At 68.1% G+C, this 22,108-nt stretch carries 28 protein-coding genes and 3 pseudogenes; 24 read left to right on the top strand and 7 right to left on the bottom strand.

The window, feature by feature from the left end; all coding sequences use genetic code 11:
- Position 1: 1 nt before the first annotated feature.
- The 5 genes and pseudogenes from MBENS4_RS04510 to MBENS4_RS04530 form a co-directional block, all read right to left on the bottom strand.
- The gene (locus MBENS4_RS04510; RefSeq protein ID WP_039389067.1) at positions 2 to 1,144 is read right to left on the bottom strand and encodes a GNAT family N-acetyltransferase; all 1,143 of its coding nucleotides are present in this window, start codon (positions 1,142 to 1,144) and stop codon (positions 2 to 4) included.
- A gap of 21 nt (positions 1,145 to 1,165) precedes the next feature.
- Complete coding sequence (locus MBENS4_RS04515) at positions 1,166 to 1,933, bottom strand: glycerophosphodiester phosphodiesterase family protein (protein WP_039389068.1); 768 nt, start codon at positions 1,931 to 1,933, stop codon at positions 1,166 to 1,168.
- Entirely contained in the window at positions 1,914 to 2,378 is a 465-nt protein-coding gene (locus MBENS4_RS04520; RefSeq protein ID WP_039389069.1) for a RidA family protein, read from the bottom strand. The genes MBENS4_RS04515 and MBENS4_RS04520 overlap by 20 nt, the downstream gene beginning before the upstream one ends.
- Positions 2,371 to 3,020, bottom strand: a pseudogene (locus MBENS4_RS04525) (HAD family hydrolase). The gene MBENS4_RS04520 and the pseudogene MBENS4_RS04525 overlap by 8 nt, the downstream one beginning before the upstream one ends.
- Positions 3,021 to 3,057: 37 nt before the next feature.
- The gene (locus MBENS4_RS04530) at positions 3,058 to 3,351 is read right to left on the bottom strand and encodes a DUF3572 domain-containing protein (protein ID WP_340140829.1); all 294 of its coding nucleotides are present in this window, start codon (positions 3,349 to 3,351) and stop codon (positions 3,058 to 3,060) included.
- 56 nt (positions 3,352 to 3,407) lie between these two features.
- Between MBENS4_RS04530 and MBENS4_RS04535 the strand changes: the two genes are divergently transcribed.
- The 3 genes from MBENS4_RS04535 to spt all read left to right on the top strand — a co-directional run bounded on the left by MBENS4_RS04535 (position 3,408) and on the right by spt (position 5,409).
- Complete coding sequence (locus MBENS4_RS04535; RefSeq protein WP_039391733.1) at positions 3,408 to 3,770, top strand: response regulator; 363 nt, start codon at positions 3,408 to 3,410, stop codon at positions 3,768 to 3,770.
- Between the two features lie 149 nt (positions 3,771 to 3,919).
- Positions 3,920 to 4,159 (top strand): acyl carrier protein, encoded by a 240-nt coding sequence (locus MBENS4_RS04540; protein WP_039391734.1) that lies wholly within the window; start codon positions 3,920 to 3,922, stop codon positions 4,157 to 4,159.
- Between the two features lie 11 nt (positions 4,160 to 4,170).
- Complete coding sequence (gene spt, locus MBENS4_RS04545; RefSeq protein WP_052321992.1) at positions 4,171 to 5,409, top strand: serine palmitoyltransferase; 1,239 nt, start codon at positions 4,171 to 4,173, stop codon at positions 5,407 to 5,409.
- A gap of 93 nt (positions 5,410 to 5,502) precedes the next feature.
- Here spt and MBENS4_RS04550 read toward each other — a convergent pair whose 3' ends face one another.
- Positions 5,503 to 6,057 (bottom strand): NADPH-dependent FMN reductase, encoded by a 555-nt coding sequence (locus tag MBENS4_RS04550; RefSeq protein ID WP_039389073.1) that lies wholly within the window; start codon positions 6,055 to 6,057, stop codon positions 5,503 to 5,505.
- 113 nt (positions 6,058 to 6,170) lie between these two features.
- On the bottom strand, positions 6,171 to 6,809 hold the full coding sequence (locus MBENS4_RS04555; protein WP_039389075.1) for a YqaA family protein: 639 nt from the start codon (positions 6,807 to 6,809) through the stop codon (positions 6,171 to 6,173).
- Between the two features lie 192 nt (positions 6,810 to 7,001).
- Between MBENS4_RS04555 and MBENS4_RS04560 the strand changes: the two genes are divergently transcribed.
- The 21 genes and pseudogenes from MBENS4_RS04560 to MBENS4_RS26405 all read left to right on the top strand — a co-directional run.
- Positions 7,002 to 7,517, top strand: coding sequence for a hypothetical protein (locus MBENS4_RS04560; protein ID WP_052321993.1), 516 nt, complete (start codon positions 7,002 to 7,004; stop codon positions 7,515 to 7,517).
- Positions 7,518 to 7,527: 10 nt separating this feature from the next.
- Positions 7,528 to 8,828, top strand: a pseudogene (locus MBENS4_RS04565) (DNA-packaging protein).
- An 85-nt stretch (positions 8,829 to 8,913) separates the two neighbouring features.
- Entirely contained in the window at positions 8,914 to 10,110 is a 1,197-nt protein-coding gene (locus MBENS4_RS04570; protein ID WP_052321994.1) for a phage portal protein, read from the top strand.
- A complete protein-coding gene (locus MBENS4_RS04575) occupies positions 10,107 to 10,415 on the top strand; it encodes a DUF6127 family protein (protein ID WP_039389077.1) in 309 nt (102 codons plus the stop codon). The genes MBENS4_RS04570 and MBENS4_RS04575 overlap by 4 nt, the downstream gene beginning before the upstream one ends.
- Entirely contained in the window at positions 10,412 to 10,654 is a 243-nt protein-coding gene (locus MBENS4_RS27535) for an HK97 family phage prohead protease (RefSeq protein WP_445321502.1), read from the top strand. Before MBENS4_RS04575 ends, MBENS4_RS27535 begins: the two co-directional genes overlap by 4 nt.
- Positions 10,651 to 10,854 carry an HK97 family phage prohead protease gene (locus MBENS4_RS27540; protein ID WP_445321503.1) on the top strand — a complete coding sequence of 68 codons (204 nt, stop codon included), beginning with the start codon at positions 10,651 to 10,653 and terminating at the stop codon, positions 10,852 to 10,854. Before MBENS4_RS27535 ends, MBENS4_RS27540 begins: the two co-directional genes overlap by 4 nt.
- Before the next feature lie 86 nt (positions 10,855 to 10,940).
- Positions 10,941 to 12,083 carry a phage major capsid protein gene (locus MBENS4_RS04585; protein ID WP_039389079.1) on the top strand — a complete coding sequence of 381 codons (1,143 nt, stop codon included), beginning with the start codon at positions 10,941 to 10,943 and terminating at the stop codon, positions 12,081 to 12,083.
- Between the two features lie 192 nt (positions 12,084 to 12,275).
- Positions 12,276 to 12,821: a head-tail connector protein gene (locus tag MBENS4_RS04590; protein WP_039389080.1), complete on the top strand. Its 546-nt coding sequence runs from the start codon at positions 12,276 to 12,278 to the stop codon at positions 12,819 to 12,821.
- On the top strand, positions 12,818 to 13,000 hold the full coding sequence (locus tag MBENS4_RS04595) for a hypothetical protein (RefSeq protein ID WP_039389082.1): 183 nt from the start codon (positions 12,818 to 12,820) through the stop codon (positions 12,998 to 13,000). The genes MBENS4_RS04590 and MBENS4_RS04595 overlap by 4 nt, the downstream gene beginning before the upstream one ends.
- Before the next feature lie 3 nt (positions 13,001 to 13,003).
- Positions 13,004 to 13,396, top strand: coding sequence for a DUF3168 domain-containing protein (locus MBENS4_RS04600; RefSeq protein ID WP_039389083.1), 393 nt, complete (start codon positions 13,004 to 13,006; stop codon positions 13,394 to 13,396).
- Positions 13,397 to 13,420: 24 nt separating this feature from the next.
- Positions 13,421 to 13,828, top strand: coding sequence for a phage major tail protein, TP901-1 family (locus MBENS4_RS04605; RefSeq protein ID WP_039389085.1), 408 nt, complete (start codon positions 13,421 to 13,423; stop codon positions 13,826 to 13,828).
- Positions 13,825 to 14,139, top strand: coding sequence for a gene transfer agent family protein (locus MBENS4_RS04610; RefSeq protein ID WP_039389087.1), 315 nt, complete (start codon positions 13,825 to 13,827; stop codon positions 14,137 to 14,139). The genes MBENS4_RS04605 and MBENS4_RS04610 overlap by 4 nt, the downstream gene beginning before the upstream one ends.
- Positions 14,136 to 14,342, top strand: a complete 207-nt coding sequence (locus MBENS4_RS04615) for a phage tail assembly chaperone (RefSeq protein ID WP_039389089.1) — start codon at positions 14,136 to 14,138, stop codon at positions 14,340 to 14,342. Before MBENS4_RS04610 ends, MBENS4_RS04615 begins: the two co-directional genes overlap by 4 nt.
- Positions 14,332 to 14,895 (top strand): hypothetical protein, encoded by a 564-nt coding sequence (locus MBENS4_RS04620; RefSeq protein ID WP_039389091.1) that lies wholly within the window; start codon positions 14,332 to 14,334, stop codon positions 14,893 to 14,895. Before MBENS4_RS04615 ends, MBENS4_RS04620 begins: the two co-directional genes overlap by 11 nt.
- A 41-nt stretch (positions 14,896 to 14,936) precedes the next feature.
- A pseudogene (locus tag MBENS4_RS04625) lies at positions 14,937 to 17,283 on the top strand (DUF2460 domain-containing protein).
- Entirely contained in the window at positions 17,280 to 18,101 is an 822-nt protein-coding gene (locus MBENS4_RS04630; RefSeq protein WP_039389093.1) for a DUF2163 domain-containing protein, read from the top strand. Before MBENS4_RS04625 ends, MBENS4_RS04630 begins: the two are co-directional and overlap by 4 nt.
- Positions 18,098 to 18,538: a C40 family peptidase gene (locus MBENS4_RS04635; RefSeq protein WP_052321995.1), complete on the top strand. Its 441-nt coding sequence runs from the start codon at positions 18,098 to 18,100 to the stop codon at positions 18,536 to 18,538. Before MBENS4_RS04630 ends, MBENS4_RS04635 begins: the two co-directional genes overlap by 4 nt.
- A 25-nt stretch (positions 18,539 to 18,563) precedes the next feature.
- Positions 18,564 to 19,121, top strand: a complete 558-nt coding sequence (locus tag MBENS4_RS26400; RefSeq protein ID WP_242404775.1) for a hypothetical protein — start codon at positions 18,564 to 18,566, stop codon at positions 19,119 to 19,121.
- 122 nt (positions 19,122 to 19,243) lie between these two features.
- A complete protein-coding gene (locus tag MBENS4_RS04640; RefSeq protein WP_242404776.1) occupies positions 19,244 to 20,761 on the top strand; it encodes a GTA baseplate fiber-binding domain-containing protein in 1,518 nt (505 codons plus the stop codon).
- A gap of 46 nt (positions 20,762 to 20,807) precedes the next feature.
- The gene (locus MBENS4_RS04645; RefSeq protein WP_039389094.1) at positions 20,808 to 21,266 is read left to right on the top strand and encodes a DUF2793 domain-containing protein; all 459 of its coding nucleotides are present in this window, start codon (positions 20,808 to 20,810) and stop codon (positions 21,264 to 21,266) included.
- A gap of 191 nt (positions 21,267 to 21,457) precedes the next feature.
- Positions 21,458 to 22,108: outer membrane protein (locus tag MBENS4_RS26405; RefSeq protein WP_242404777.1), on the top strand; the 651-nt coding region annotated here is incomplete at its 3' end.

The following is a 22,108-nucleotide window of genomic DNA, read 5'->3' on the forward strand; positions in this document are numbered from 1 at the left end:
CCTACTCAGGCGCCTTGCGGAAGGGGGTACGTTCGCCAAGGAACAGCTGGTCGCGCGCGATACCGGCGCGTTCCTGCTCCAGATAATCGGCAATGGCCGCGCGCAAGCCCTCGTGCACGATGTAGTGCGCCGAGACCGTGCGCACAGGTTCATAGCCACGCGCGAGCTTGTGCCCCCCTTGCGCGCCGGCTTCGACCCGGTCGAGCCCCAGCTCCAGCGCCGCGTCGATGGCCTGGTAGTAACACAGCTCGAAATGCAGGAAGGGCTTGTCGATCAAGGCCCCCCAGTAGCGGCCGTAGAGCGTGTCTCCGCCGATGAAGTTGAGCGCGCCTGCCACGGGCTCCTCGTCAATGAAGGCCAGGACCAGCAGGATATCCTCGCCCATCCGCTCACCCAGAAGGTCGAAGGCTTCGCGCGTCAGGTAGGGGCGCCCCCATTTGCGCGCGCCGGTGTCCTGGTAGAAGAACCAGAAGGCATCCCAGTGCGCAGGTGTGATCTGCGCGCCGCGCAAACGCCGGATCGTGACGCCGTCCTGCGCCTTCGCACGCTCCTTGCGCAGGTTCTTGCGCTTGGCCGAAGACAGGGCGCCCAGAAAATCATCAAAGGTCGCATAGTCCCGGTTTTCCCAGTGGAACTGGATATCCTCGCGCAGAAGCCAGCCCGCACGCTCGAACAGGGAGACCTGCTCGGGCGCGATGAAGGTGGCGTGGGCGGAAGAAAAGCCGTTGTCGCGGCACAGCGTCTCGGCGGCGCGCAAAAGCCCCAGACCCAGTTGCGGATCGCGCGTGAGAACACGTGGCCCCGTCGCGGGCGTGAAAGGCACCGATATCTGCAACTTGGGATAGTAGGCTCCACCCGCCCGGTGCCAGGCATCGGCCCAGGCATGGTCGAAGACGTATTCGCCCTGGCTGTGTTCCTTCAGGTAGGCGGGCAGCGCGGCGGCCAGCCGTCCGTCATCGCCTTCGACGGTGATCGGGACCGGAATCCAGCCCGAATCCTCGCCGACTGACTGCGAATCTTCCATCGCGGAGAGGAAGGCATGGCGCACGAAGGGGTTGCCCCCCGGCACCAGCGCGTCCCATTCCCCGGCCGGAAGCGATCCGACGCCATCGTGCACCCTTGCGGTAAATTCGCCTTCGCTCACGCCTGCCCTTCGACTCCTGCCTCAGTCCTGCGCCGCGCCGACCTCGAAGATCGGCGCATCAGCATATCGTGCGACCCGTGCGGCCTCATCCGCGCTGCGCACGGTCCAGCTTGCCACCGGAACGCCGCGCGCACGCTGCGCGGCCACGAAGCGGCTCGGCAGATCGCGCACGTCACAGGCCAGAAAGTCGGGTCTCGCGCTCCACATTGCAAGTCGCCGCTTCGCGCGCGCGGCCAGCGTACGGTTCCCGTCCTCACTCATCACGAGGCCGCGCACGGTGTGCGGGGAATGGCGATGGAACCAGCGCGCAACGCGCGGATCGAAACTCATGACCGCGTGCGGCCCGGTATACCCCTCAAGCACGCGGCGCACGGCCAGACAGCGCCCGGAGACCTGCCCTTCGCGCCGCGACTTGATTTCGATGAGGATCGGCACGCGGCCCGCCACCTGTGCGAGCACCTGGCGCAGGGTCGGGATTGCCTCGTCGGTTCCCAGCAGGTGCAGTTCGGCCAGTTGCGCGGCGCTGCGCCTATTGACCGCCCCGTGCGCGCCGGTCAGCCGTTCGAGCGCGGCATCGTGGAAGACCACCGACTGCCCATCGCTCGACCTCTGTACGTCGAGCTCGATGCCATGGCCGCCCGCCATGGCCGCCGCGAAGGCTGCCATGGAGTTTTCCGGCACGGTGCCGGAATGCAGGCCCCGGTGGGCAAAGTCATGCTGGAAGATCCAGCCGACCCTGTCCCCACGCGGAGCCGGGCTCAGCCAGCGATCAAGCCGGCCGGACAGCAACGATGGCGTCCACTTCCACCGCCGCGCCAAGCGGCAGCACGGGCACGCCCACGGCGCTGCGCGCGTGCTTGCCCGCTTCGCCGAGCGCAGCGACCATCAGTTCCGAGGCGCCGTTGGCGACCTTGGGCTGGTCGGTGAAATCGCCGGTCGAGTTGACGAAGGCGCCAAGCTTGACGATCCGCTCGATCCTCTCGAGCGAGCCCAGCGCGGCCTTGAGCTGGGCCAGGATCATCACCGCGCAGGCCTGCGCCGCGACGATGCCTTCCTCAAGCGACACATCCTCGCCCAGGCGCCCGGTGACGAGCTGGCCGCCCACGAAGGGAAGCTGGCCCGAAACGTGCGCCAGGCCGCCCGCTTCCACCACCGGCACGTAGGCCGCAACAGGGGCAGCCGGTTCGGGCAGGATCAGGCCGAGTTCGGACAGGCGGGTTTCGATATCACTCATTATGGGACGTATCCTCTTCATCTTCGCCATGGAGGCGAGCCAGTACCCAAGGCAACGCCTCACTCCAGCGATCGATCCGGGCATGGGCATGCCCGGCCTCGTGGGCGCAGGGAATGAAGCGCGCCAGGCGCGGTTCGGCGCACAGGTGCAGGCGGTGAACGGCAGGGGCGCTGTCCCCCACCGAATCGTGGTGCTGTGCAAGATCATCGACGAAGACCGCCCGGCTCGGCCGGTATTCCTCGAGTATGGCTTTCAGCGCGGGGCCCTTGGGGCCCTGGTTGGTGAAGATCGGCAGGTCGAGCCCGAATTCGCGCAGCTGCGCCGCGCGCGCGTCCTGGCGGTGATCCATCAGGTTGGTAAGGACCACCACGTCGGCGTGCTCGCGGATGGCTCCGATCGCTCCATCGCTCCGTCGACCGGGGTCTGGCGGTGCATCTCGTCATCGAAGAAGGCGTTGAGAAGCCCCCACATCTCCGCCTCGTCGAGCTTCTCGCCCGAGCCGATGCGCGTCATGGAATTGGTGAAGCCGGGCTTCTCGAAGTCGAACAGGACGCCCTTGTCCTGTTCCAGCCACTCGCAGAAGTGGCCGATCATGTAGAGCAGCACTTCGTCGCAGTCGGTAATCAGCAGCGGGCGGGTCATGGCCGTTTCCTCGAATGTGCCCCGAATCGTGACGTCGTCATCGCGCCATCCTTTCGCGGGCCTCGGCGATCACCTGCGGCTCGACCCCGAGCGCCTCGGCTGCCGCCACAAGGTCGGGCTCATAGGCGCACAGGAATTCAAGCACACCGGCCAGCGTTGCCGGATCGCCCAGCGAGGCACGCAGGTCGTCAGGCGTGAGGCCGGTCAGCGCCAGGAAGCGCTGCGCGCGCTCGCCATCCGCCAGAACCCAGCCCAGCGCGTTGAGGGAAAGGGCCTGCGGATCGGGCGCGTCGGCCTTTGCGGGGGATGGCGATCTGGGAAGAATTGTCAGTCTCGCTTGGCTGTCCTAGAGCGGTCGATGAACCTTAGATGGGGCTCGGGCACCGCATGGCAAAGCGCATCCTCGTTGTCGAGGACAACGATCTCAACCGGAAACTCTTTTGCGACGTCCTGGTCAGCCAGGGCTTTGCCGTGGAGCCGGTCGCCGATGGCCGCGATGCCTTGGAAAAGGCCCGCAATTTCGTGCCCAACCTGGTGATCATGGATATCCAGCTGCCCAATGTCTCGGGGCTCGATCTTATCGAGGCGGCGAAGCAGGACCCGGTCCTGCGCACCATTCCGGTGCTGGCCGTGACCGCCTATGCGGGCAAGGGCGACGAGGAGCGGATTCGCGAAGCAGGCGCGGAAGGCTACCTCGCCAAGCCGGTCTCGATCGGCCCGTTCATGCAGGCCGTGCGGGCGCTGATCTGAGTGCGGCCCATGGGCCACACCGCCAGCGCTCCTGCCCTTGCAAGACGCGCGTTATGCCCCGACGCGCTTGACATGTTACACCCGTGCCGCTTTTGCGCCGCATTTCCGGACCACAGAGCGCCCCGGACCTTACGGAGTTATCAATGACCATGGACCGCCAAGACGTTTCGGCCCGCATCATCGCCCTGATCGAACCCTTCAACAAGAAGGAAGTCGCGATCACCGACGCCACGCGCTTCACCGACGACCTGGAATTCGACAGCCTGACCGTCATGGACTTCGTGGCCGCCATCGAGGACGAATTCGACATCATCATCTCGATGAACCAGCAGGCCGAGATCGAGAACTTCGGCCAGCTCGTCGACGCGGTGATGAAGCTGCAGGGCTGAAAGAAACCAGTATGACCGACATGATCAGCGAAAACCAGACGGCCGAGCACGCCGACCTGTTCAGCAAGTTCGACCCGCTCATCAAGATGCGCAGCGACCTGCTCTCCACCGGCGTCACCGATCCCTTCGGCCTCGTCATGGAGCGCGTGATCTCGCCCACGGTCGCGATGTGCAACGGGCGCGAGACCATCCTGCTCGGCACCTACAACTACATGGGCATGACCTTCGACCCTGACGTCATCGCGGCGGGCAAGCAGGCGCTCGACGATTTCGGCTCGGGCACGACCGGCAGCCGCGTGCTCAATGGCACCTACTCGCCGCACAAGGCGGTCGAGCAGGCGCTCTGCGACTTCTACGACATGAAGCACGCCATGGTCTTCTCGACCGGCTACCAGGCGAACCTGGGCATCATCTCGACGATCGCGGGCAAGGGCGACTACATCGTCCTCGACATCGACAGCCACGCCTCGATCTGGGACGGGTGCAAGATGGGCGACGCTGAAGTCGTGCCCTTCAAGCACAACGACATTGAGGCCATGGAAAAGCGCCTGCGGCGCATTCCCGAAGGCGCGGGCAAGCTCGTCGTGCTGGAAGGCGTCTACTCGATGCTGGGCGACATCGCTCCGCTCAAGGAAATGATCGCGGTCGCCAAGAAGTACGGCGCGATGGTCCTTGTCGATGAAGCGCACTCGATGGGCTTCATCGGCCCCAACGGCCGCGGCGTTGCCGAAGAGCAGGGTGTGCTCGACGATGTCGACTTCGTGATCGGCACCTTCTCCAAGTCGGTCGGCACGGTCGGCGGTTTCTGCGTCTCGAACCACCCCAAGTTCGAGGTCATGCGCCTCGTCTGCCGTCCCTACGTCTTCACCGCCAGCCTTCCGCCGAGCGTCGTCGCCACGGCCTGCACCTCGATCCGCAAGCTGATGGATGCGGGCGAAAAGCGCGCGCATCTCTGGGAAAACTCCAAGACGCTGCACAAGGGCCTGACCGATGCCGGCTTCCAACTCGGCACCACCGAGCCGCAGAGCGCGATCATCTCGGTCATCATGCCCGACCTGGAACGCGGCGCGGCGATGTGGGAAGCGCTCCTGCACGAAGGTCTCTACGTCAACCTTGCGCGTCCCCCGGCGACCCCGGCCAACATGACGCTGCTGCGCTGCTCGCTCTGCGCCGAACACTCGGCCGAGCAGGTCCAGCAGATCATCGGCATGTTCACCCGCGCGGGCGAGGCCGTGAACATTCTGGGCTGATTCTTTCAGGGACAGTTCCGCACGAAAAAGGGCGGCCGGGGTTTCGATCCCGGGCCGCCCTTTTTTTTTCATGCCCTTGAGGGACGAAGTCGATCAGACCTTGGCGTGCAGCGCCACCAGGTCGAGGAACTTCTCCAGGAAGCCGTCAAGGAAGTCGGCCGAGCCCTCGCCCACGGTGCCCTCCTCGGTCAGGAGATCGTCCTTCCACTGCAGGAAGACTTCGGGCTGGGTCAGCGTGGGCATGCCCAGGCACGCGATCACGTTGCGCAGGTGCTGCTGGGCCATGGCGGTGCCGATCGCGCTGGGCGACACGCCGAAGACGGCGGCCGGCTTCCCCAGCCAGCTGCTCTTTCCATAGGGGCGCGAGGCGTGGTCGATCGCGTTCTTGAGCACACCGGGCATCGAGCGGTTGTATTCAGGCGTCGCGAAGATGACGCCATCGGACTGCGCGATCAGCGCCTTGAGCGCCTTGACCTCGGGGGCCTGCGCCTCGTCGTCCTCTTCGGTGTAGAGCGGAAGACCGGAGATGTCGGCGAAGGTGAAGGTGTGCTCCCTGGCCGCGTCCAGCCGGGTCAGCGCCTCGGCAACCTTGCGGTTGGTGGACCCGGCGCGGATGCTTCCCACGACGACGGCAATCTTGAACGGCATCGGTCAATTCCTCCTACGGCGCGCAGGGCCTCGCTGCGGCGCGCGGCCCGTCTGCGAAATTCACAGGAGAAGCGCGGGAAGACCCGCAAGGTTCCTTGGACCCGGCGCCCGGATCAGGCCGGAGCGGAGACTTCGCTCGGCGCACAGGTCTCCTGCGTTTCCTTCGCACTGCCGCCCACCAGCGAGAGCACCGCGAAGCCACCCACCAGGAGAACGCCGAAGAGCGCCGTCACCTTGCCCAGGTGCTTGTCGATGATCGCCTTGATCGGGGCCCCGAACAGGCGGAAGAGCACGCCCACCGTCATGAAGATCACGCCCCGCCCGACCAGCGCGGAAATCACGAAGGTCAGGAAGTTCATCTCCATGAACCCGGCCATGATCGTCAGCAGCTTGAACGGCAGCGGCGTCATCGCCCCCAGCAGCACGGCCAGCTCGCCGTGCGCCTGGAAGTAGCAGCGCACCTTGGGAAAGCTCTCCGCAAGGCCCAGCGCGGCCAGCATCGGCTCCCCGACCAGGTCATAGAGGAAGTAGCCGATCAGGTAACCAAACACGCCCCCCAGCACCGAGGCCAGCGTGGTGATCGCGGCAAAGCGCACCGCCTTCTTCGGCTCGGCCAGGCACATGAGGCCCAGCAGCGGATGCGGCGGGATCGGAAAGAAGCTCGATTCGACGAAGGACACCCCCGCCAGCCAGCGTTCGGCGTGGCGGTGCGACGCCTTGGCCATGGTCCAATCGTAAAGGCGACGCAGCATCAGGAACCCCGGTTAATCACTCAGGTCCGTGTGCTTAATCGCGTCGCTGCAGCGCGGCAAGCGATAACCTATCTGGTTATTGAGCTTGACATTGCGCGACCATATTGGTACATAAGGAGAACAGCGCCGGATCGGACCTGCGAATCGCTCCGCCCGGCCTTCCCCTTCCATCGATGCCCACACGGAGAGCCCATGGCGGACACGACCTCGTCCGCAGGTGGAGCGCGCCCGGAACGGACGCGTGCCCCTGCCAAGAAGCCTGCGGCCCCGCGCAACTGGCGCAGGCGCTTCCTGGCCGAACTGGCCGCCACCTCGAACGTCAGCGCCTCGGCCAAGGCCGCAGGGGTTGCCAGCTCCACCGCCTACGAGGCGCGGCGCGACGATCCCGAATTCTACCGCCAGTGGCAGGAAGCCCTGTGCGAGGGCTACGACCACCTGGAAATGACCCTCCTCCAGCGCCTGCGCGAAGGGGAGATCAAGCCACCGACGGGCGCGAAGCGCGGCACCCGTGTCTTCGACAACGCCACCGCCTTTCGCCTGCTGACCGCGCACCGCGAATCCGCGGCCCGCCAGCGCGCCATCGTCGAGAACCGCAACAGCGAGGCCATTCTCGATTCGATCAACGCCAAGATCGAGAAAATGCGCGCCCGCAGCTTCGATGGCGCGCCGTCGCCTGCCGAAAACGATGGGGCCCGCGATGCACAGTGAACACCTCAGCATGCTCCTGGCCATGGCGCCCGAACACCGCCATCAGGTCCTGCGCGCCCTGACCGAGGCCGAGCGCGAGGAACTGGAAACCCACTGGAAGCTTTGGGCGCGCCCTGAACAGCTGGCCCCCGAAGGCGACTGGCGCACCTGGCTGATCATGGCCGGACGCGGCTTTGGCAAGACCCGTGCCGGGGCCGAATGGGTGCGCAGCGTCGCCGAGCGCGATCCGACGCCCGCATCGCCCTTGTCGGGGCCAGCCTGCCCGAAGTGCGCGCGGTCATGGTCGAAGGCGAGAGCGGCCTCCTTGCCATCTGCCCCGCGCGCCGCCGCCCTGCTTTTGAACCCTCGCTGCGCCGCCTCGTCTGGCCCAATGGCGCGCAGACGCTCCTGTTCTCCGCCGCCGAGCCCGAATCGCTGCGCGGTCCCCAGCACAGCCACGCCTGGTGCGACGAAATCGCCAAGTGGGACAACGCCTCCGAGCGCGCGGTGCGCGCCTACGACAACCTCATCCTGGGCCTGCGCCTAGGCGAACGCCCCCAGCTTGCCGCCACCACCACGCCGCGCGCGGTCCCCCTCGTCACCCGGCTGCTGGCCGAACCGGACGAAACGCTCGCCATCACCCGGGGCCGCACCGAAGACAACGCGGCCAACCTGCCGCCCGCTTTCCTCTCCCACGTGCGCCGCGCCTATGGGCAGAGCCAGCTGGGGCGCCAGGAGCTCGATGGCGAACTTCTCGCCGACATCGAGGGCGCACTGTGGAGCCGCGCGCTTCTCGAAGCCTGCCGCGAAGCCGCGCCGACCGACCTCGTACGCGTTGTCGTCGGGATCGACCCCCCGGCCTCGGCGGGCGGCGATGCCTGCGGGATCGTAGTCGCGGGCCTCGATTCGACGGGCCGTGCCCATGTCCTCGCCGACGCCTCGGTGCGCAAAGCCAGCCCCGAGCGCTGGGCCCGCGCGGCCGCCAGCGCCGCCTCGGCCTGGCAGGCCGAACGTGTGATCGCCGAAGCCAATCAGGGCGGCGCGATGGTTGCCAGCGTCCTGCGCGCCGCGAACCTCGCCCTCCCCTTGCGGCTTGTCCACGCCAGCCGAGGCAAGGTCGCCCGCGCCGAACCTGTCGCCGCGCTCTACGAGGCGGGACGGGTACGGCACGCGGGGACCTTCCCCGATCTCGAGGACGAGATGTGCGGCCTCCTCGCCGGCGGCAGCTACCAGGGTCCCGGCCGCTCGCCCGACCGCGCCGATGCTCTGGTCTGGGCGCTCACCGAACTGCTTCTGGGCAAGAGCGCGCAGCCGCGCGTGCGCCTCGCCTGATAGGGCGAAAGCCCTCTGCATCAGGGCTTCTGTCCCTCCTCCTCCCATCCCTCTGCTTGTCCCGCTTGCGGGAGAAAGGCCGGTCATGTCCTTCCTCGATACGCTTGCCGCCGCCTTCAAGGGCGAAACCGCGCGCGTGCCGCTGGCGCGTGGCGCCGCCTCGCCCTGGTACTTCGCCGAGGGAGCCTCGGGCCGCGCGCCCTATGAATACACCGGCGCCGTCCAGCGCGCCTACCTCGAAAACCCGGTCGCCCAGCGCGCGGTGCGCCTCGTGGCCGAGGGCATCGCAGGCGCCCCCCTCAAGCCCGCCGATCCCGCGCTCGCCCGGCTGGTGAACGCGACCAGCGCGGGCCAGTCGCTCCTCGAAACACTCACCGCGCAGCTGCTCCTTCACGGCAATGCCTACGTGCAGATCCTCAAGGACGCGCGCGGCCACCCGGTCGAGCTCTTCGCCCTGCGCCCCGAGCGCATCACCGTCCTTGCCGGCGGCGACGGCTGGCCCACTGCTTATACCTACGAGGTCGCGGGCAAGCGCATCACGATCCCCGCGCTGGATGAGGACGCCTCGCCCAACCTCGTCCATATCCGCCACTTCCATCCGGGCGATGACCATTACGGCGCGGGCTGCCTGTGCGCGGCCGATCAGGCCGTCGCTACCCACAACGCGGCTTCGGAATGGAACCGCCAGCTGCTTGAGAACGCGGCCCGTCCCTCCGGCGCGCTGGTCTACGACACCGGCGAGGGCACGCCGCTCAGCCCCGACCAGTTCGAACGCCTCAAGAGCGAGCTGTCGAGCGCCTTTTCAGGCGCGGGCAACGCCGGGCGCCCGATGCTGCTTGAAGGCGGGCTCACCTGGCAGGCCATGGCGATGAGCCCGGCGGACATGGACTTCGCCACGCTGAAAGCCGCCGCCGCGCGCGACGTCGCGCTCGCCTTCGGGGTTCCCCCGATGCTGCTGGGCCTGCCCGGCGATGCAACCTACGCCAATTACCGCGAGGCCAACCGCGCGCTCTGGCGCCTGACCCTCCTGCCGCTGGCCGCCAAGCTGCTGTCCGGCCTGACCGAAGCGCTCAGCCCCTGGTTTCCCGAGGCCGATCTCGCCATCGACCTCGACCGGGTGCCCGCGCTGGCCGAGGACCGCGAGCGGCTCTGGGCGCAGGTCTCGGACGCGGATTTCCTCGATGCGGACGAGAAGCGCGCCCTGCTGGGGCTCCCGCCCCGCTCGTCCCCGCCTGCCGCTTCGCCCACCCCCAAGACCGGCCAACTGGAGAACAAATCATGAACCAGAAGGACATGCTGGTCGGCCTCCTCGCGCAGGCCGCGGCCGAAGGCTCGGACCTGGTGACACTGCGCGCCATTGTCGAAGAAGCAAGCGAAGTGGGCGCTCAGCGCATGCTGATGCTCATCGGCCTCGATGACGACACTGCGCCCGAGGACCTCTCCGAGCTGCGCGAACTGCTGCGCGCCTGGCGCGACGCCAAGACCAGCGCGCGCAACGCCGCGGTCGGCTGGGCGGTGCGCGGGGTCCTGGCCCTGCTCTTGCTGGGCCTCGCGGTCCGGCTCGGCGCCACGGAGATGCTGCGATGATCGCGCCCGCCCCGCTTGCCCACGCGCCCGAGCCCGCGCCCGGGAACACCCTGCGCTTTGCCGGCTACGCGGCTCTCTTCGACACGCCCGATGCAGGCCGCGACACGATCCGGCGCGGCGCCTTTGCCCACACCCTGGCCGCGCGCGAGGACCCGCTGCCGCTCCTGTGGCAGCACCGCGCGGACCTGCGCATCGGCTGGATCGAGGCCATTTCCGAAGCGCCCGGGGCCTGCGCGTGATTGCCGCGCTCGACCGGCCCGAAGCAGCCCCCGGCCTTGCCCTCAAGCGCGGGAGCGTGACCGGCCTCTCCTTCGGCTACCGCGCCCGCACCAGCCGCACCGGCCCTGCGGGGCGCGAGCTACTCGCCGTCGATCTCTTCGAGGTGAGCCTGGTCACCCACCCCATGCAGCACGGCGCGCGCGTCCACCTCGTCTCCTGAGGTCCACGGCCACTGCTCCTCTTCCTTCCCCCATTTCCCTGCCGCCCGTCGCGGGCGGCTCCACTCCCCGCGAAAGGTGATACCCCATGGAAAATTCCGTCCCGGCCGAATCGCTCGATTCGTCCTTTGACCTCGTCACCCGCATGGATGCGACCGAACAGAGCGTCGAGGCCCTGCGCGGCGATGTCGACGAGGTGAAGGCCCGCCTCGAACGCGTCAGCCGCGCCGCCGCCCGCCCGGTCATCGCCGGCTCTGCCGAAGGCGCGCCGAGCCTGGAACTCAAGGGCTTCGTCGATGGCTACCTGCGCGCCGGGCGCGAGACCGAGTGGAAGTCGATCTCGGGCGCCGTGCCCTCTGACGGCGGCTATGCCGTCCCGCGCGAGATCGACGCCCTCATTGCCGCGCGCCTCAAGTCGGTCAGCCCGATCCGTTCGATCGCCCAGGTCGTCCAGACCGGCTCGGCGGGCTACCGCAAGCTCATCTCGACCGGCGGCACCGCCTCGGGCTGGGTCAGCGAGACCGCGGCCCGCCCGGCGACCGCAACGCCCAGCTTCGCCGAGATCGCCCCGCCCACGGGTGAACTCTACGCCAACCCGGCGGCCAGCCAGGCCATGCTTGACGATGTCGGCTTCGACTTGCCCACCTGGCTCGCCGACGAAATCGCGACCGAGTTCGCCCGCGCCGAAGGGGCCGCCTTCGTCTCGGGGTCGGGTACCAACCAGCCGATGGGCTTCATCACCGGCACGACCAGCACGGCGGGCGATGCCACGCGCCAGTTCGGCACGCTCCAGCATGTCGTCTCGGGCAACGCCAGCACGCTCGGCACGAACCCGGAGCTCAAGCTGATCGACCTCGTCCACGCGCTCAAGGCCGGGCATCGCCAGGGCGCAAGCTGGGTGATGAATGCGCAGACCCTGGCCCTGGTGCGCAAGCTCAAGACCAGCGACGGCGCCTTCCTGTGGCAGCCCGGCCTGGTCGATGGCCAGCCCGACCGCCTGCTCGGCTACCCGGTGGTCGAGGCCTCGGACATGCCCGACGTCGCGGCGAACACGACCCCGATTGCCTTCGGCAACTTCCGCGCGGGCTATCTCATCGCGGAACGTAGCGCGACCGCGATCCTGCGCGATCCCTTCACCAACAAGCCTTTCGTCCACTTCTACGCGACCAAGCGCGTGGGCGGCCAGGTGCTCGATTCCGACGCGATCAAGCTGCTCAAGATCTCGGCCTGATCCACCTCGGCGCGAGATGCGCACAGAAGGACGGCTTCTCCTCTCGTCCGGAAGCTTTCCTTCTGCGCCTGGCGGGTCTTCCCCTCCCCGCTCGCCCTCGCGCCCGGCCCGCGCCGCCTGCCTTCCCCTCGGACGGCGCGGGCCCTTCTTTTCCATGTTCTCTCCTGCCCACGACAACGATCGGAGACGCCGATGAACCGGGTCATCCTTACGCCGGCCACGCTGCCGTCATCGGCGCTTGCCGAGCTCAAGCAGTGGCTCGGCATCACGACCGGGTACGATGACGATGCGCTGGCCAGCTTGCTCGCCGCAGCGCTCGAAACCTGCGAAGCCTTTACCGGCCTCCTTCCCCTCGAATGCCCCTGCGAGGAGATCGTCCCCGCCGCGCGCGACTGGAGCGCCCTCACTACCCGCCCCGTCCAGGCCATCACCGCGCTCGAGCTCCTGGGCGCAGACGGCACCCGCAGCCCTGTCCCTGCCAGCGACTACGCGCTTGACCTGGAAGCGGACGGGACCGGCCGCGTGCACCTTCTGTCTCTTGCCACCGGCCGTCTTGCCGTGCGCTTCACCGCCGGGCTTGCTCCCGACTGGGACACCCTGCCCGAGACCTTGCGCCACGGCATCGTGCGCCTCGCCGCCCACCAGCACCGCGAGCGCGAGGGCAGCGGCGCTTCGCCCCTGCCCCCGGCCTCGGTCGCAGCGCTGTGGCGGCCCTGGCGCCGGATGCGCCTCGCATGAGCGAACGGCGCGTTGAGGGTGGCAGCGCGGACAGCTTCGAGCCACTCGCCCGCAGCCTCACGCAAAAGGCCCGGCGCCTTGCCGAAGCAACCTTGGCCGCCCGCCGCCTCGCCGCTCGCGACACCGATGCCCCCTGGCGCCGCGCGGATCTTGTCTGGCCGCTTTTCCGGAAAGGATGACCGATGGAAGAAGTGCTCCTGCGCGCTGCGCTCCTCGCCTGGCTTCAGGGTGACCCGGCCCTTTCCGGCACCCTCAACGCCATCTGCGAGGAAGCCCCCTCGCGCACCAGCCTGCCCTGGCTGGCGATAGCCACCAGCGCCAGCACCGACTGGAGCAGCAAGACCCACCGGGGCCGCGAGGTGCGCGTGGCGCTCGAACTCCAGGCCCGGGGCGACCTCCCCGCCAGCATGGCCGCGCTGGTCACCGCGATCGAAGACCGCATCGCGAGCCTGCCCGCCGCACACGAAGGCATCGAGATCATCACCTCCCGCTTTCTGCGCGCGCGCTCCGAGCAGCGTCCCGGCAACCGCCGCGCGATCCTTCTCGAATACGCCTTCCGGCTCCTCGCCAGCTGATTCCTTCCTCACAGGAGACCCGACATGACCGCCCAGAAAGGCAGTGCGTTCCTGCTCAAGATTTCCGACGGCGCCAACCCGCCGACCTACCAGACCGTCGCGGGCCTGCGCACCACGCAGATGTCGGTGACGGGCGAGACCCTCGTCATCACCAGCAAGGACAGCGGGGGCTGGCGCGAGCTGCTCTCGGGCGCGGGGACTCGCACGGTCTCGGTCAGCGCAGCGGGCATCTTCCTGGGCAGCGCGGCCGAAACGCGTATCCGCGTCAACGCCATGGAAGGCACGCTCGACGACTACGAACTGAGCTTCGAGGACGGAGAGAAACTGCGTGGCCGTTTCCTCGTCCAGCGCCTCGACTATGCGGGCGATTTCAACGGGGAGCGCAACTACACGCTCCAGCTGGAAAGCTCGGGCGCGATCGCGGCCGCATGAGTGTGCCAGCCAACCCCCTGCGCGGCGAAGCCACGCTGGAAATCGCAGGCCACGCGCATGTCTTGCGCCCCTCGTTCGCCGCGCTGGTCGCCGCCGAAGAGGAACTGGGCCCGCTCTATGCCCTGGTCGAACGGGCAGGCGAGGGCCAGCTGCGCCTTGGCGAAGTGGCGACGCTGTTCTGGCATTGCCTCCAGCCGCCCACGGCCGTCCCGCGCGAAGCCGTGGGCGAGGCCGTCGCCCGGCTGGGTCTGGCCCGCTGCGCCGTCCCCTTGCGCACCCTGCTCGGCCAGATCCTCAAGGGCACGGTGTGAACGAGCCCACGGCGCGGTTCGGGGCCGGCGCCACCCGCCTGTGCGCCCTTGCCGCCCACCTCTTGGGTTGGCGACCGCACGAGTTCTGGAACGCCACCCCCGAGGAACTGGCCACGATCCTCCAACCCGCGAGCGATGCCCCTTCGCAAGGGCTCGACCGCGCCACCCTCAACGCCATGATGGAGCGAGACAATGAGCGATGACATCGACGAACTCCTGATCGAGGTCCGCGCAAGCACCCAGGGCTTTGCCCGCGATATCGCGGTCCTGCGCGGCGAGATCGACACCGGTCTTGGCGAAGGTTTTGCCCGGGCGGGTGATCGCTTTGAGCGCAGCCTGACCGGCGCCATCCGGCGTGGCAGCCTGGGCTTCGAGGACCTCAAGAATGCCGCCTTCTCCGCCTTCGACGCCATCGCCGCGCAAGGCATGTCCACGCTGGTCGGCGCGGTCAGTGGCGGCAACGGTGCGGGCGACGGCCTTGCCGGTCTGGTCCCGGGATTGCTCGGGCTGCCTGGCCGGGCGACCGGCGGCAATGTGGCCCCTGGCCAGGGGTACCTGGTTGGCGAACGGGGACCGGAGGTCTTCGTGCCCACCTCGGCGGGCCGCATCGAGACCGCGGAAAACCGCCAGCCGCCACGCGATGTGCGTGTGGCCATCTCGCTTGGCGGGGAGCGCGGCGCGAGTGCCCCGCGCGCTCTGCAGCGCTCCTCGCGCCAGATTGCAAGCTCTGTGCGCCGCGCGCTCACGGCTTCCTGACCTTTCGCCTGCCCTCCCCATCACCGACGAGGAACCCGCCCATGGCCTTCTGGCTTGCCGACAGCCGCAAGGGACAGGACAGCGACTGGATCCAGCGCTTCGATCCGCGCTTCTGGACCGTCAACTACCCCCGCCCCATGGTCGCGACGATCGTCTCGACCGGCCCCGATGCCCTGCGAGTCGAAGCCAGCTTCCTGCGCGAGACCGACCTTGGCGGCCTGATCTGGGCCAGCGAGGACACGATCGACCATCCGCTCCTCGCCTACCGTACCGACCGCGACTACTCCCACACGCACCTCAGCTTCCGCTGGCGCTCGGGCGGCGTGCTGGCGCTCGACGCGGTCAATGGCCCGACGCTCACCATCGAGGGGCGCGACGCGCAAGGAGCCGCGCGCACCTGGTACGTACGCCTCTGGAACTATGCGCAGGGCAGTCCCGAAGACGCGGTGATCACCTTGCCCTTCTCCCAGCTTGAAGGCGGCTTCTCGCTCCCGACGGACGCCGATCCGGTGTGGCCCGGTCACATCGACCGGATGTTCATCTCCTTCGCCCCGCAGCTACGTGGCGGGCAGCGAAACTCCGCTCTCCGCCGAAGCGGAAGGCTGGATCGAGATGAGCGCCATCACCTGCGATGGCGAGCGCGCCATGCTCGAGATCGGCGACGTCTTTCTGCCTCCGCACGGCCTTGCCATCGCGACCGGCTATGATGACGACGGCGTCCAGACCCCGGCCCGGCTCGTGCGCACCATCCGCCAGCTCGGCTATCGCGGCACGGTCCTGCACTACGTGGGCATGAGCCATTTCTTCCGCCTCTCTCAGACCTCGGGCGACTTTCTGGTCTCGACGTCCGGCGATCCGCTCAACACCCCCACGCGCACCTGGCACGCGGCCTTCTTCGCCGCGTGCGCCGCGCAAGGGTTTCGCCCCATTGCATCCCTGTCCTACGAGCTCTTCGCCCAGCATTGCCCGGATAACTGGATGCAACGCGATCATCTGGGCAATCCGGCGCTCACCGGCTGGGAGCCGCCGTCCTCGCTGCTCTCCCCAGCTCACACCCAGGCAATGGCCTGGCTGCAGTCAGTCGGCGGTGCCTTTGCCCAGCTGATGGCGGACGCAGGGTGCGAGGTGCGCTTCCAGGTTGGCGAGCCCTGGTGGTGGACGACGGTGGAGGGCCGCATCTACCTCTACGATGCCGCCTCCGCTGCGGCTCTGGGCGGTGATCCCGTGGCAATCCCGGACATGCGCGCGCCCCTCACCCCCGCGCAGACCGACCTGCTTGATGCCGCCGGAGCCCTGCTCGCGCAGTCCACTGCGGCGCTGGTGAGCGCGGTCCGCGCGGCCGTCGCGCCCGATCCCGTCGAAGCGCTGGCGCTCGTCTTTACCCCGACGATCCTCGCGCCTGCCATGCCCGAACTCTACCGGGCCAACCTGCCGCTTGGCTGGGCCGCCCCCGCCTTCGACCGGCTCCAGGTCGAGGACTACGACTGGCTCACCGAGGGGCGCGACGCCGCGCGCCGCCGCGCCTACGAGACGGTGAATACCCGCCTCGGCTACCCCCCGACAGAGCAGGACTACCTCGCCGGCTTCGTCCTTGATGCCGCCGACGCCGACCTGTGGCGGCGCATCGATAGCGGCATCGACGAAGCCCAGGCCCGCAGCCCCCACGAGATCATCGTCTGGGCGCTGCCCCAGATCATGCGCGATGGCTACGTGCGCCTTCCCGCGCCCCCTTCCCCCCCGACCGGAGACGAGGCGATGCAGGCCTTCGACGATATTCTCTATCCCTTGGCGCTCGGCCGCGATGCCACTGTGATCCCCGAATTCTCGACGAGCGTCTCGGTAACCGCCTCGGGTTTCGAGCGCCGCAACAGCCTGTGGGCCAATGCGCGCCTGCGCTTCGACGTGGGGCCGGGTGTGCGCTCGGAAGCCGAACTGGGCACGCTCATCGCCTTCTTCCGTGCTCGCCGGGGCCCCGCCCGGGGATTTCGCCTGCGCGATCCCAGTGACTTCAGCTCGGCGGGCATGGTCGACACCCCGACCGAACTCGACCAGGAGCTTGGTGAAGGCGATGGCCTGCGCGCGGACTTCGCTCTCCTCAAGTGCTATGGCGAAGGCGAGGCCCTGCAGGTGCGCCGGATCACCCGGCCCGATGCGGCAAGCGTGCTCGTCTCGCTCGATGGCGTGGTCCAGCAGGGCAACTGGACCCTTTCGCCCGGCGGCGTGATTACCTTTGACGAAGCGCCCCCGGAAGGAAGCGTGGTGCGCGCCGGCTTCCTCTTCGATGTGCCCGTGCGCTTTGCCGAAGACCAACTCGAGATTTCGGGTGCCTCCTTCGCGGCGGGCGAAGCCCCCAGCGTGCCCATCGTCGAGATCCGGGAGGCCCCATGATGCGCACCTGGTTTTCCGAAGAACTTGAAACCGTCGCCCTGTTCTGGCGCATCCTGCGCCGTGACGGCGTGACGCTGGGGTTCACCACCCACGATGCGGACCTGTGGTTCGATGGGGTCCTCCACCGCGCCTCACCCGGAATGCTGCCCTCCTCGATCCGCCGTTCGGCCGGGTTCGAGCCCGACAGCGCCGACGTGCGCGGCGCCATCACGCATGGCTCGATCACCCACGAAGATCTTGAGCAAGGCCGCTTCGATGGCGCGGGGGTGCGCATCGGGCTCGTCGATTGGGAGACATGCGAGCGCCACCTGCTCTACACCGGGAGCCTTGGCACCATCCTCGAAAGCGACGGCGGCTTCGAGGCGCAGCTTTCCTCGCGCAAGAGCGAACTCGCGCGCGACACCCTGCCCCGTACCAGCCCTTCATGCCGCGCGGTCTTTGCTGGACCTGGCTGCAGCCTCAATGCGCGCCGCTTCGAAACCGAAACACACATCCTCGAGGCCAACGAGGAGGAAAACAGCGTCACGCCCGCAGGCCTGGCCGATCCCGCCCTGTTCACAGGCGGCACCCTGCGCTGGCTCGACGGCGCGCGCGCAGGCCAGGTCACCGCCATTCTCGGTGTGAGTGCGGAGGGCGCGCTGGTGCTCGACCAGCCGATGGAACCGCCCCCCCTGCCAGGTACACCCGTGCGCCTGCGCGAGGGCTGCGACCATACGCTGGGCACCTGCTCCTCGCGCTTTGCCAACGCCATCAATTTCAGGGGCGAGCCGCACCTGCCCGGCAACGACCTGCTCCAGCGTTACCCTTCCGCCCTGTGACCCGCGCGACCGACCTTACTCCCACGCCTGACGCCCTGGTCGAAGCTGCACGCGCGTTCGTAGGCACGCCCTTCCGGCTGTGCGGACGTGATCCGGCGACCGGCCTCGACTGCGCAGGACTTGTTGGCAGCGCCCTGGCGAGGCTGGGCCGCCCCCTTGCGCTACCGGCGCGCTATACGCTGCGCTCCCGCCAGCCCCCCGACGCGGGAAGCGTTCTCGCTGCCGCCGGACTGCACGCGGCTCACCGCGAGCCGGCGCCCGGCGACATCGCGATGGTCCGCACCGGCGCCTGCCAATACCATTTCCTTATCCACAGCGTGCCCGAGCGCAACATCGCGATCCACGCCCATGCAGGCCTGCGCCGCATCGTCGAGGGCCCCTTGCCCACATCGTGGCGACAGCTTGGCGCCTGGCACCTTCCCTCCCCCTCCTCCTGATCCACTCCTGCGGGATGCTTTCCTCATGGCCACACTTGTCTTCAGCGCGGCGGGCACGGCCCTGGCCGGTCCCGTTGGCGGAGCCATCGGTTCGCTTGTCGGTCGCCAGATCGACGGCGCCCTGTTTGCCTCGTCCCGCCAGGGGCCGCGCCTGCGCGAACTCGATGCGACGCGCTCGACCTATGGCGAAGTCCTCCCCCGCCATTACGGCGCGATGCGCGTGGCGGGCAGCCTGATCTGGGCCACCGAACTCACCGAGCACAGCGAAACGATGGGCACCGGCAAGGGGTCCCCTTCCCTTTCCAGCTACACGTACAGCGCAAGCTTCGCCGTCGCGCTCGCCAGCCGTCCGATCGAGGGCATTGGGCGTATCTGGGCCGACGGCAAACTGCTGCGCGGCGCGCAGGGGGACCTCAAGGCCGGCGGTACCTTGCGCATTCACACAGGACGCGGCGACCAGCCCCTTGACCCCCTGCTTGCCAGCGCCGAGGGCGCCCAAAGCTGCCTGCCTATCGTGGCCTTGCCTACGTCGTCTTCGAGGACCTGCAGCTCGCCGACTTCTACAACCGCATTCCCGCCCTGACCTTTGAAGTCTTCGCAGGCGACACGGTCCTCCTGCAGGATATCCTCGACGACGCGCTCGAGGCCTGCGAAACCAACGCCCAGCTGCCCGAGCTCACAGGCTTCAGCTGTTCAGGTCCGGTGGTGGAAAGCCTTCAGGCGCTCGACGCCGTCTTCCCCCTCGACACCGACGCCTCGGGCGAAAACCTGCTCGTGCGGCACGAGAGCCTTGGGGGCGCCGCGAGGACACTCGGCGCCGCCTCCGTTCCCGAGGACCCGGAGGGGTTCGGCGCGCGGAGCGGCTTTGCCCGGAGCCGCGGCGAACCTGCGCCAAGCCCGCTCGCCCTGCTGCGCTATTATGACCAGGACCGCGACTACCTGCCCGGAGTGCAGCGCGTTGCGGGCCGCCCCGCCCCCGGCGCACCGGTCGGCATCGACCTGCCCGCGAGCCTCGATGCAGCCAATGCCGCCCGCCTCATCCACCGTGCCCACCGCAGGGCCGAGCGCGCACGCGATACGATCGTCTGGCGCACGACCGAACTCGATCCCGCCATTGCGCCGGGCGTCGAGGTGCGCCTTCCGGGACATTCGGGCACCTGGCGCGTGCGAGCCTGGGAATGGTGCGAGGCCGGCGTCGAACTGGAATTGGAGCGCCGCCTGCCCACAGCCACGCTGGAGACCGCACCTCTTACCGGGAGCTCGGGTCGCTATGCACCGCCCGTGGACTTGCCCCCGGGCGAAACGCGACTGGTGGCGTTCGAACTTCCCCTGGACACCGCCAGCGCGCACAGCGACGCACCGCGCCCCCATGCCGCCGCCTCCTCCTCAAGCGCGGGCTGGCCGGGCGCCGCGCTCTATGCCGATCCCGGCACCGGAACGCTGGAACCGCTCGGAGCGACGGGACGGACACGGGCGCTGCTGGGGGTCACCGCCAATGCGCTACCCCCTGCCAATTCGCTCCTGCTCGACCGGTCGTCCGCGCTCGACGTCACCCTTCCTGATCCCGCGATGGTTCTGAGTGGCGCGAACACGGCCGAACTTGCCCAGGGTGTCAATCTCGCGCTCGTCGGCGAAGAACTTGTCCAGTTCGCCAAGGCCGACCCGATCGGCCCGGGTGCATGGCGGCTCTCCGGCTTCCTGCGCGGCCTGGCTGGCAGCGAGGCTGGCCTGGCCGCCCATGCCCCGGGCGAGGCCTTTGTCCTCCTCGACACCGCCATCCGGCCCCTCGACGCAGCTCTCCTGAGCAGCGCTGCGGAGCGCGAGGTCGTTGCGCTGGGCCGTGGCGATGCAGCGCCGGTTCGCACCAGCGTCCACCTCGATGGCATCACCCGGCGTCCACTCGCCCCGGTCCATCCCCGCCGCACGCGCCTTCCTGATGGAACCGTGCGCTTTACCTGGACACGCCGCGCACGCGGCGCATGGCGCTGGGCCGACACGCTCGACGTTCCGCTGGTGGAGGAGACCGAGATCTACCTGCTGACGCTGGGTGACCCGGAACAGCCCCTGGCCTCCTGGCAGGTCCTGGAGCCCCGGATCGAGATTTCACCGGCAACGATAGCCACACTGGGCGAAGCAGCCATCACGGCGCCGGTGCGCGTGCGCCAGGCAGGCACCCACGCCCTCTCCCCGGCCCTCCTTCTGGGCACGCTCGAAGCGGCCTGATGCATACCCTCGCCCCACGACCGGAACCGATCCAAGGAGCGCAAACATGACAGACTCGGTTACCTTTGATGCCACCAGCCCTCGCTACACCCTGCCCCTGCTTTTTCAGGGGCAGGCGCAGAAGGAATTTTTCATCAACGAGGCTCTTTTTCGTCTCGATGCCCTCTTGCACATCGCAATCGAGGGTGAGGCGGCCGCGCCCCCTGCCTCTGTCGACGATGGGCAGGCCTGGCTGGTCGGCGCAGGCGCCACGGGCGAATGGGCCGGTCACGACGAGGCGCTCGCTTGCCGGCAGGGGGGACAGTGGCTCTTCGTGCCCCCCCAGGAAGGCCTTCGTGTCTACGACATAGCCGCTGCACAGGAACGATTTTTCCAGACCGGCTGGAAAAAAACACAGAGTGTTCAGGAACCAAACGGAGGGGCCGTGGTTGACATCGAAGCAAGGGCGGCGGTCACGCAATTGGTCACGGCCTTGCAGGTTCTGGGTATGTTGCCCGGAGCGTGATGGGCGACCAAGGACGAGGGCAAAGGGGCAATGCAAAATTACCGCTGCGGTGGCGATGCACGGCCTACGGCCCTCTCCAGCGCGACATTCTTGCAACAGTGGTCCGCAATGTGCGCTTGCGCGCAGATTGTTGAAGGGTTAGAGACTCTTCGCACTCGGTGGCTCCAAATCTCTATTAGTAGGGGAAACGTATGAGGAAACTCGTCATTGGACTGGCGCTGGCTTCGACAGCTATCGCCACTCCCGCGCTCGCGCGCGATGGCGCATGGTATGTCGAGCTCGACTTCGGCGCCATGATCGTCGAAGATGCTGACGTTGACATCAATGGTGTCGATAACGCCGGCCAGTTCGACTTCGACACCGGCTACGATGTCGGTGGTGTTGTTGGTTACGACTTCGGGGCGTTCCGTCTCGAAACCGAAGCCAGCTACCGCGAAGCCAACGTCGACAACTATGTCGACTTCGCCGGTCCGGCTTACAACCTTGGCGACGCGAATGCGCTGTCGTTCATGGTCAACGGCCTTCTCGACTTCGGTCCCGACGACGGCCTTCAGGGCTTTGTCGGCGGTGGTGCCGGTGTCGCACGCGTCAGCTACGATCTCGTCGATGACAGCGACACGGGCTTCGCTTGGCAGGTTCTCGCGGGCGTTCGCGCACCGCTTTCGAACCACGTCGACGTCGGCCTGAAGTATCGCTTCTTCAACGCAGACGGCATTGACCTGGTGAGCGTGGCTGGCGACACCGCGGAAACCCGCTGGCGTTCGCACTCGCTGATGGGCACCATCAGCTACAACTTCGGTGAGGAAGCGGCTCCGCCGCCGCCGCCGCCGCCGCCGCCGCCG

The sequence above is a fragment of the Novosphingobium sp. MBES04 genome (genome assembly GCF_000813185.1).
GTDB lineage: Bacteria > Pseudomonadota > Alphaproteobacteria > Sphingomonadales > Sphingomonadaceae > Novosphingobium > Novosphingobium decolorationis.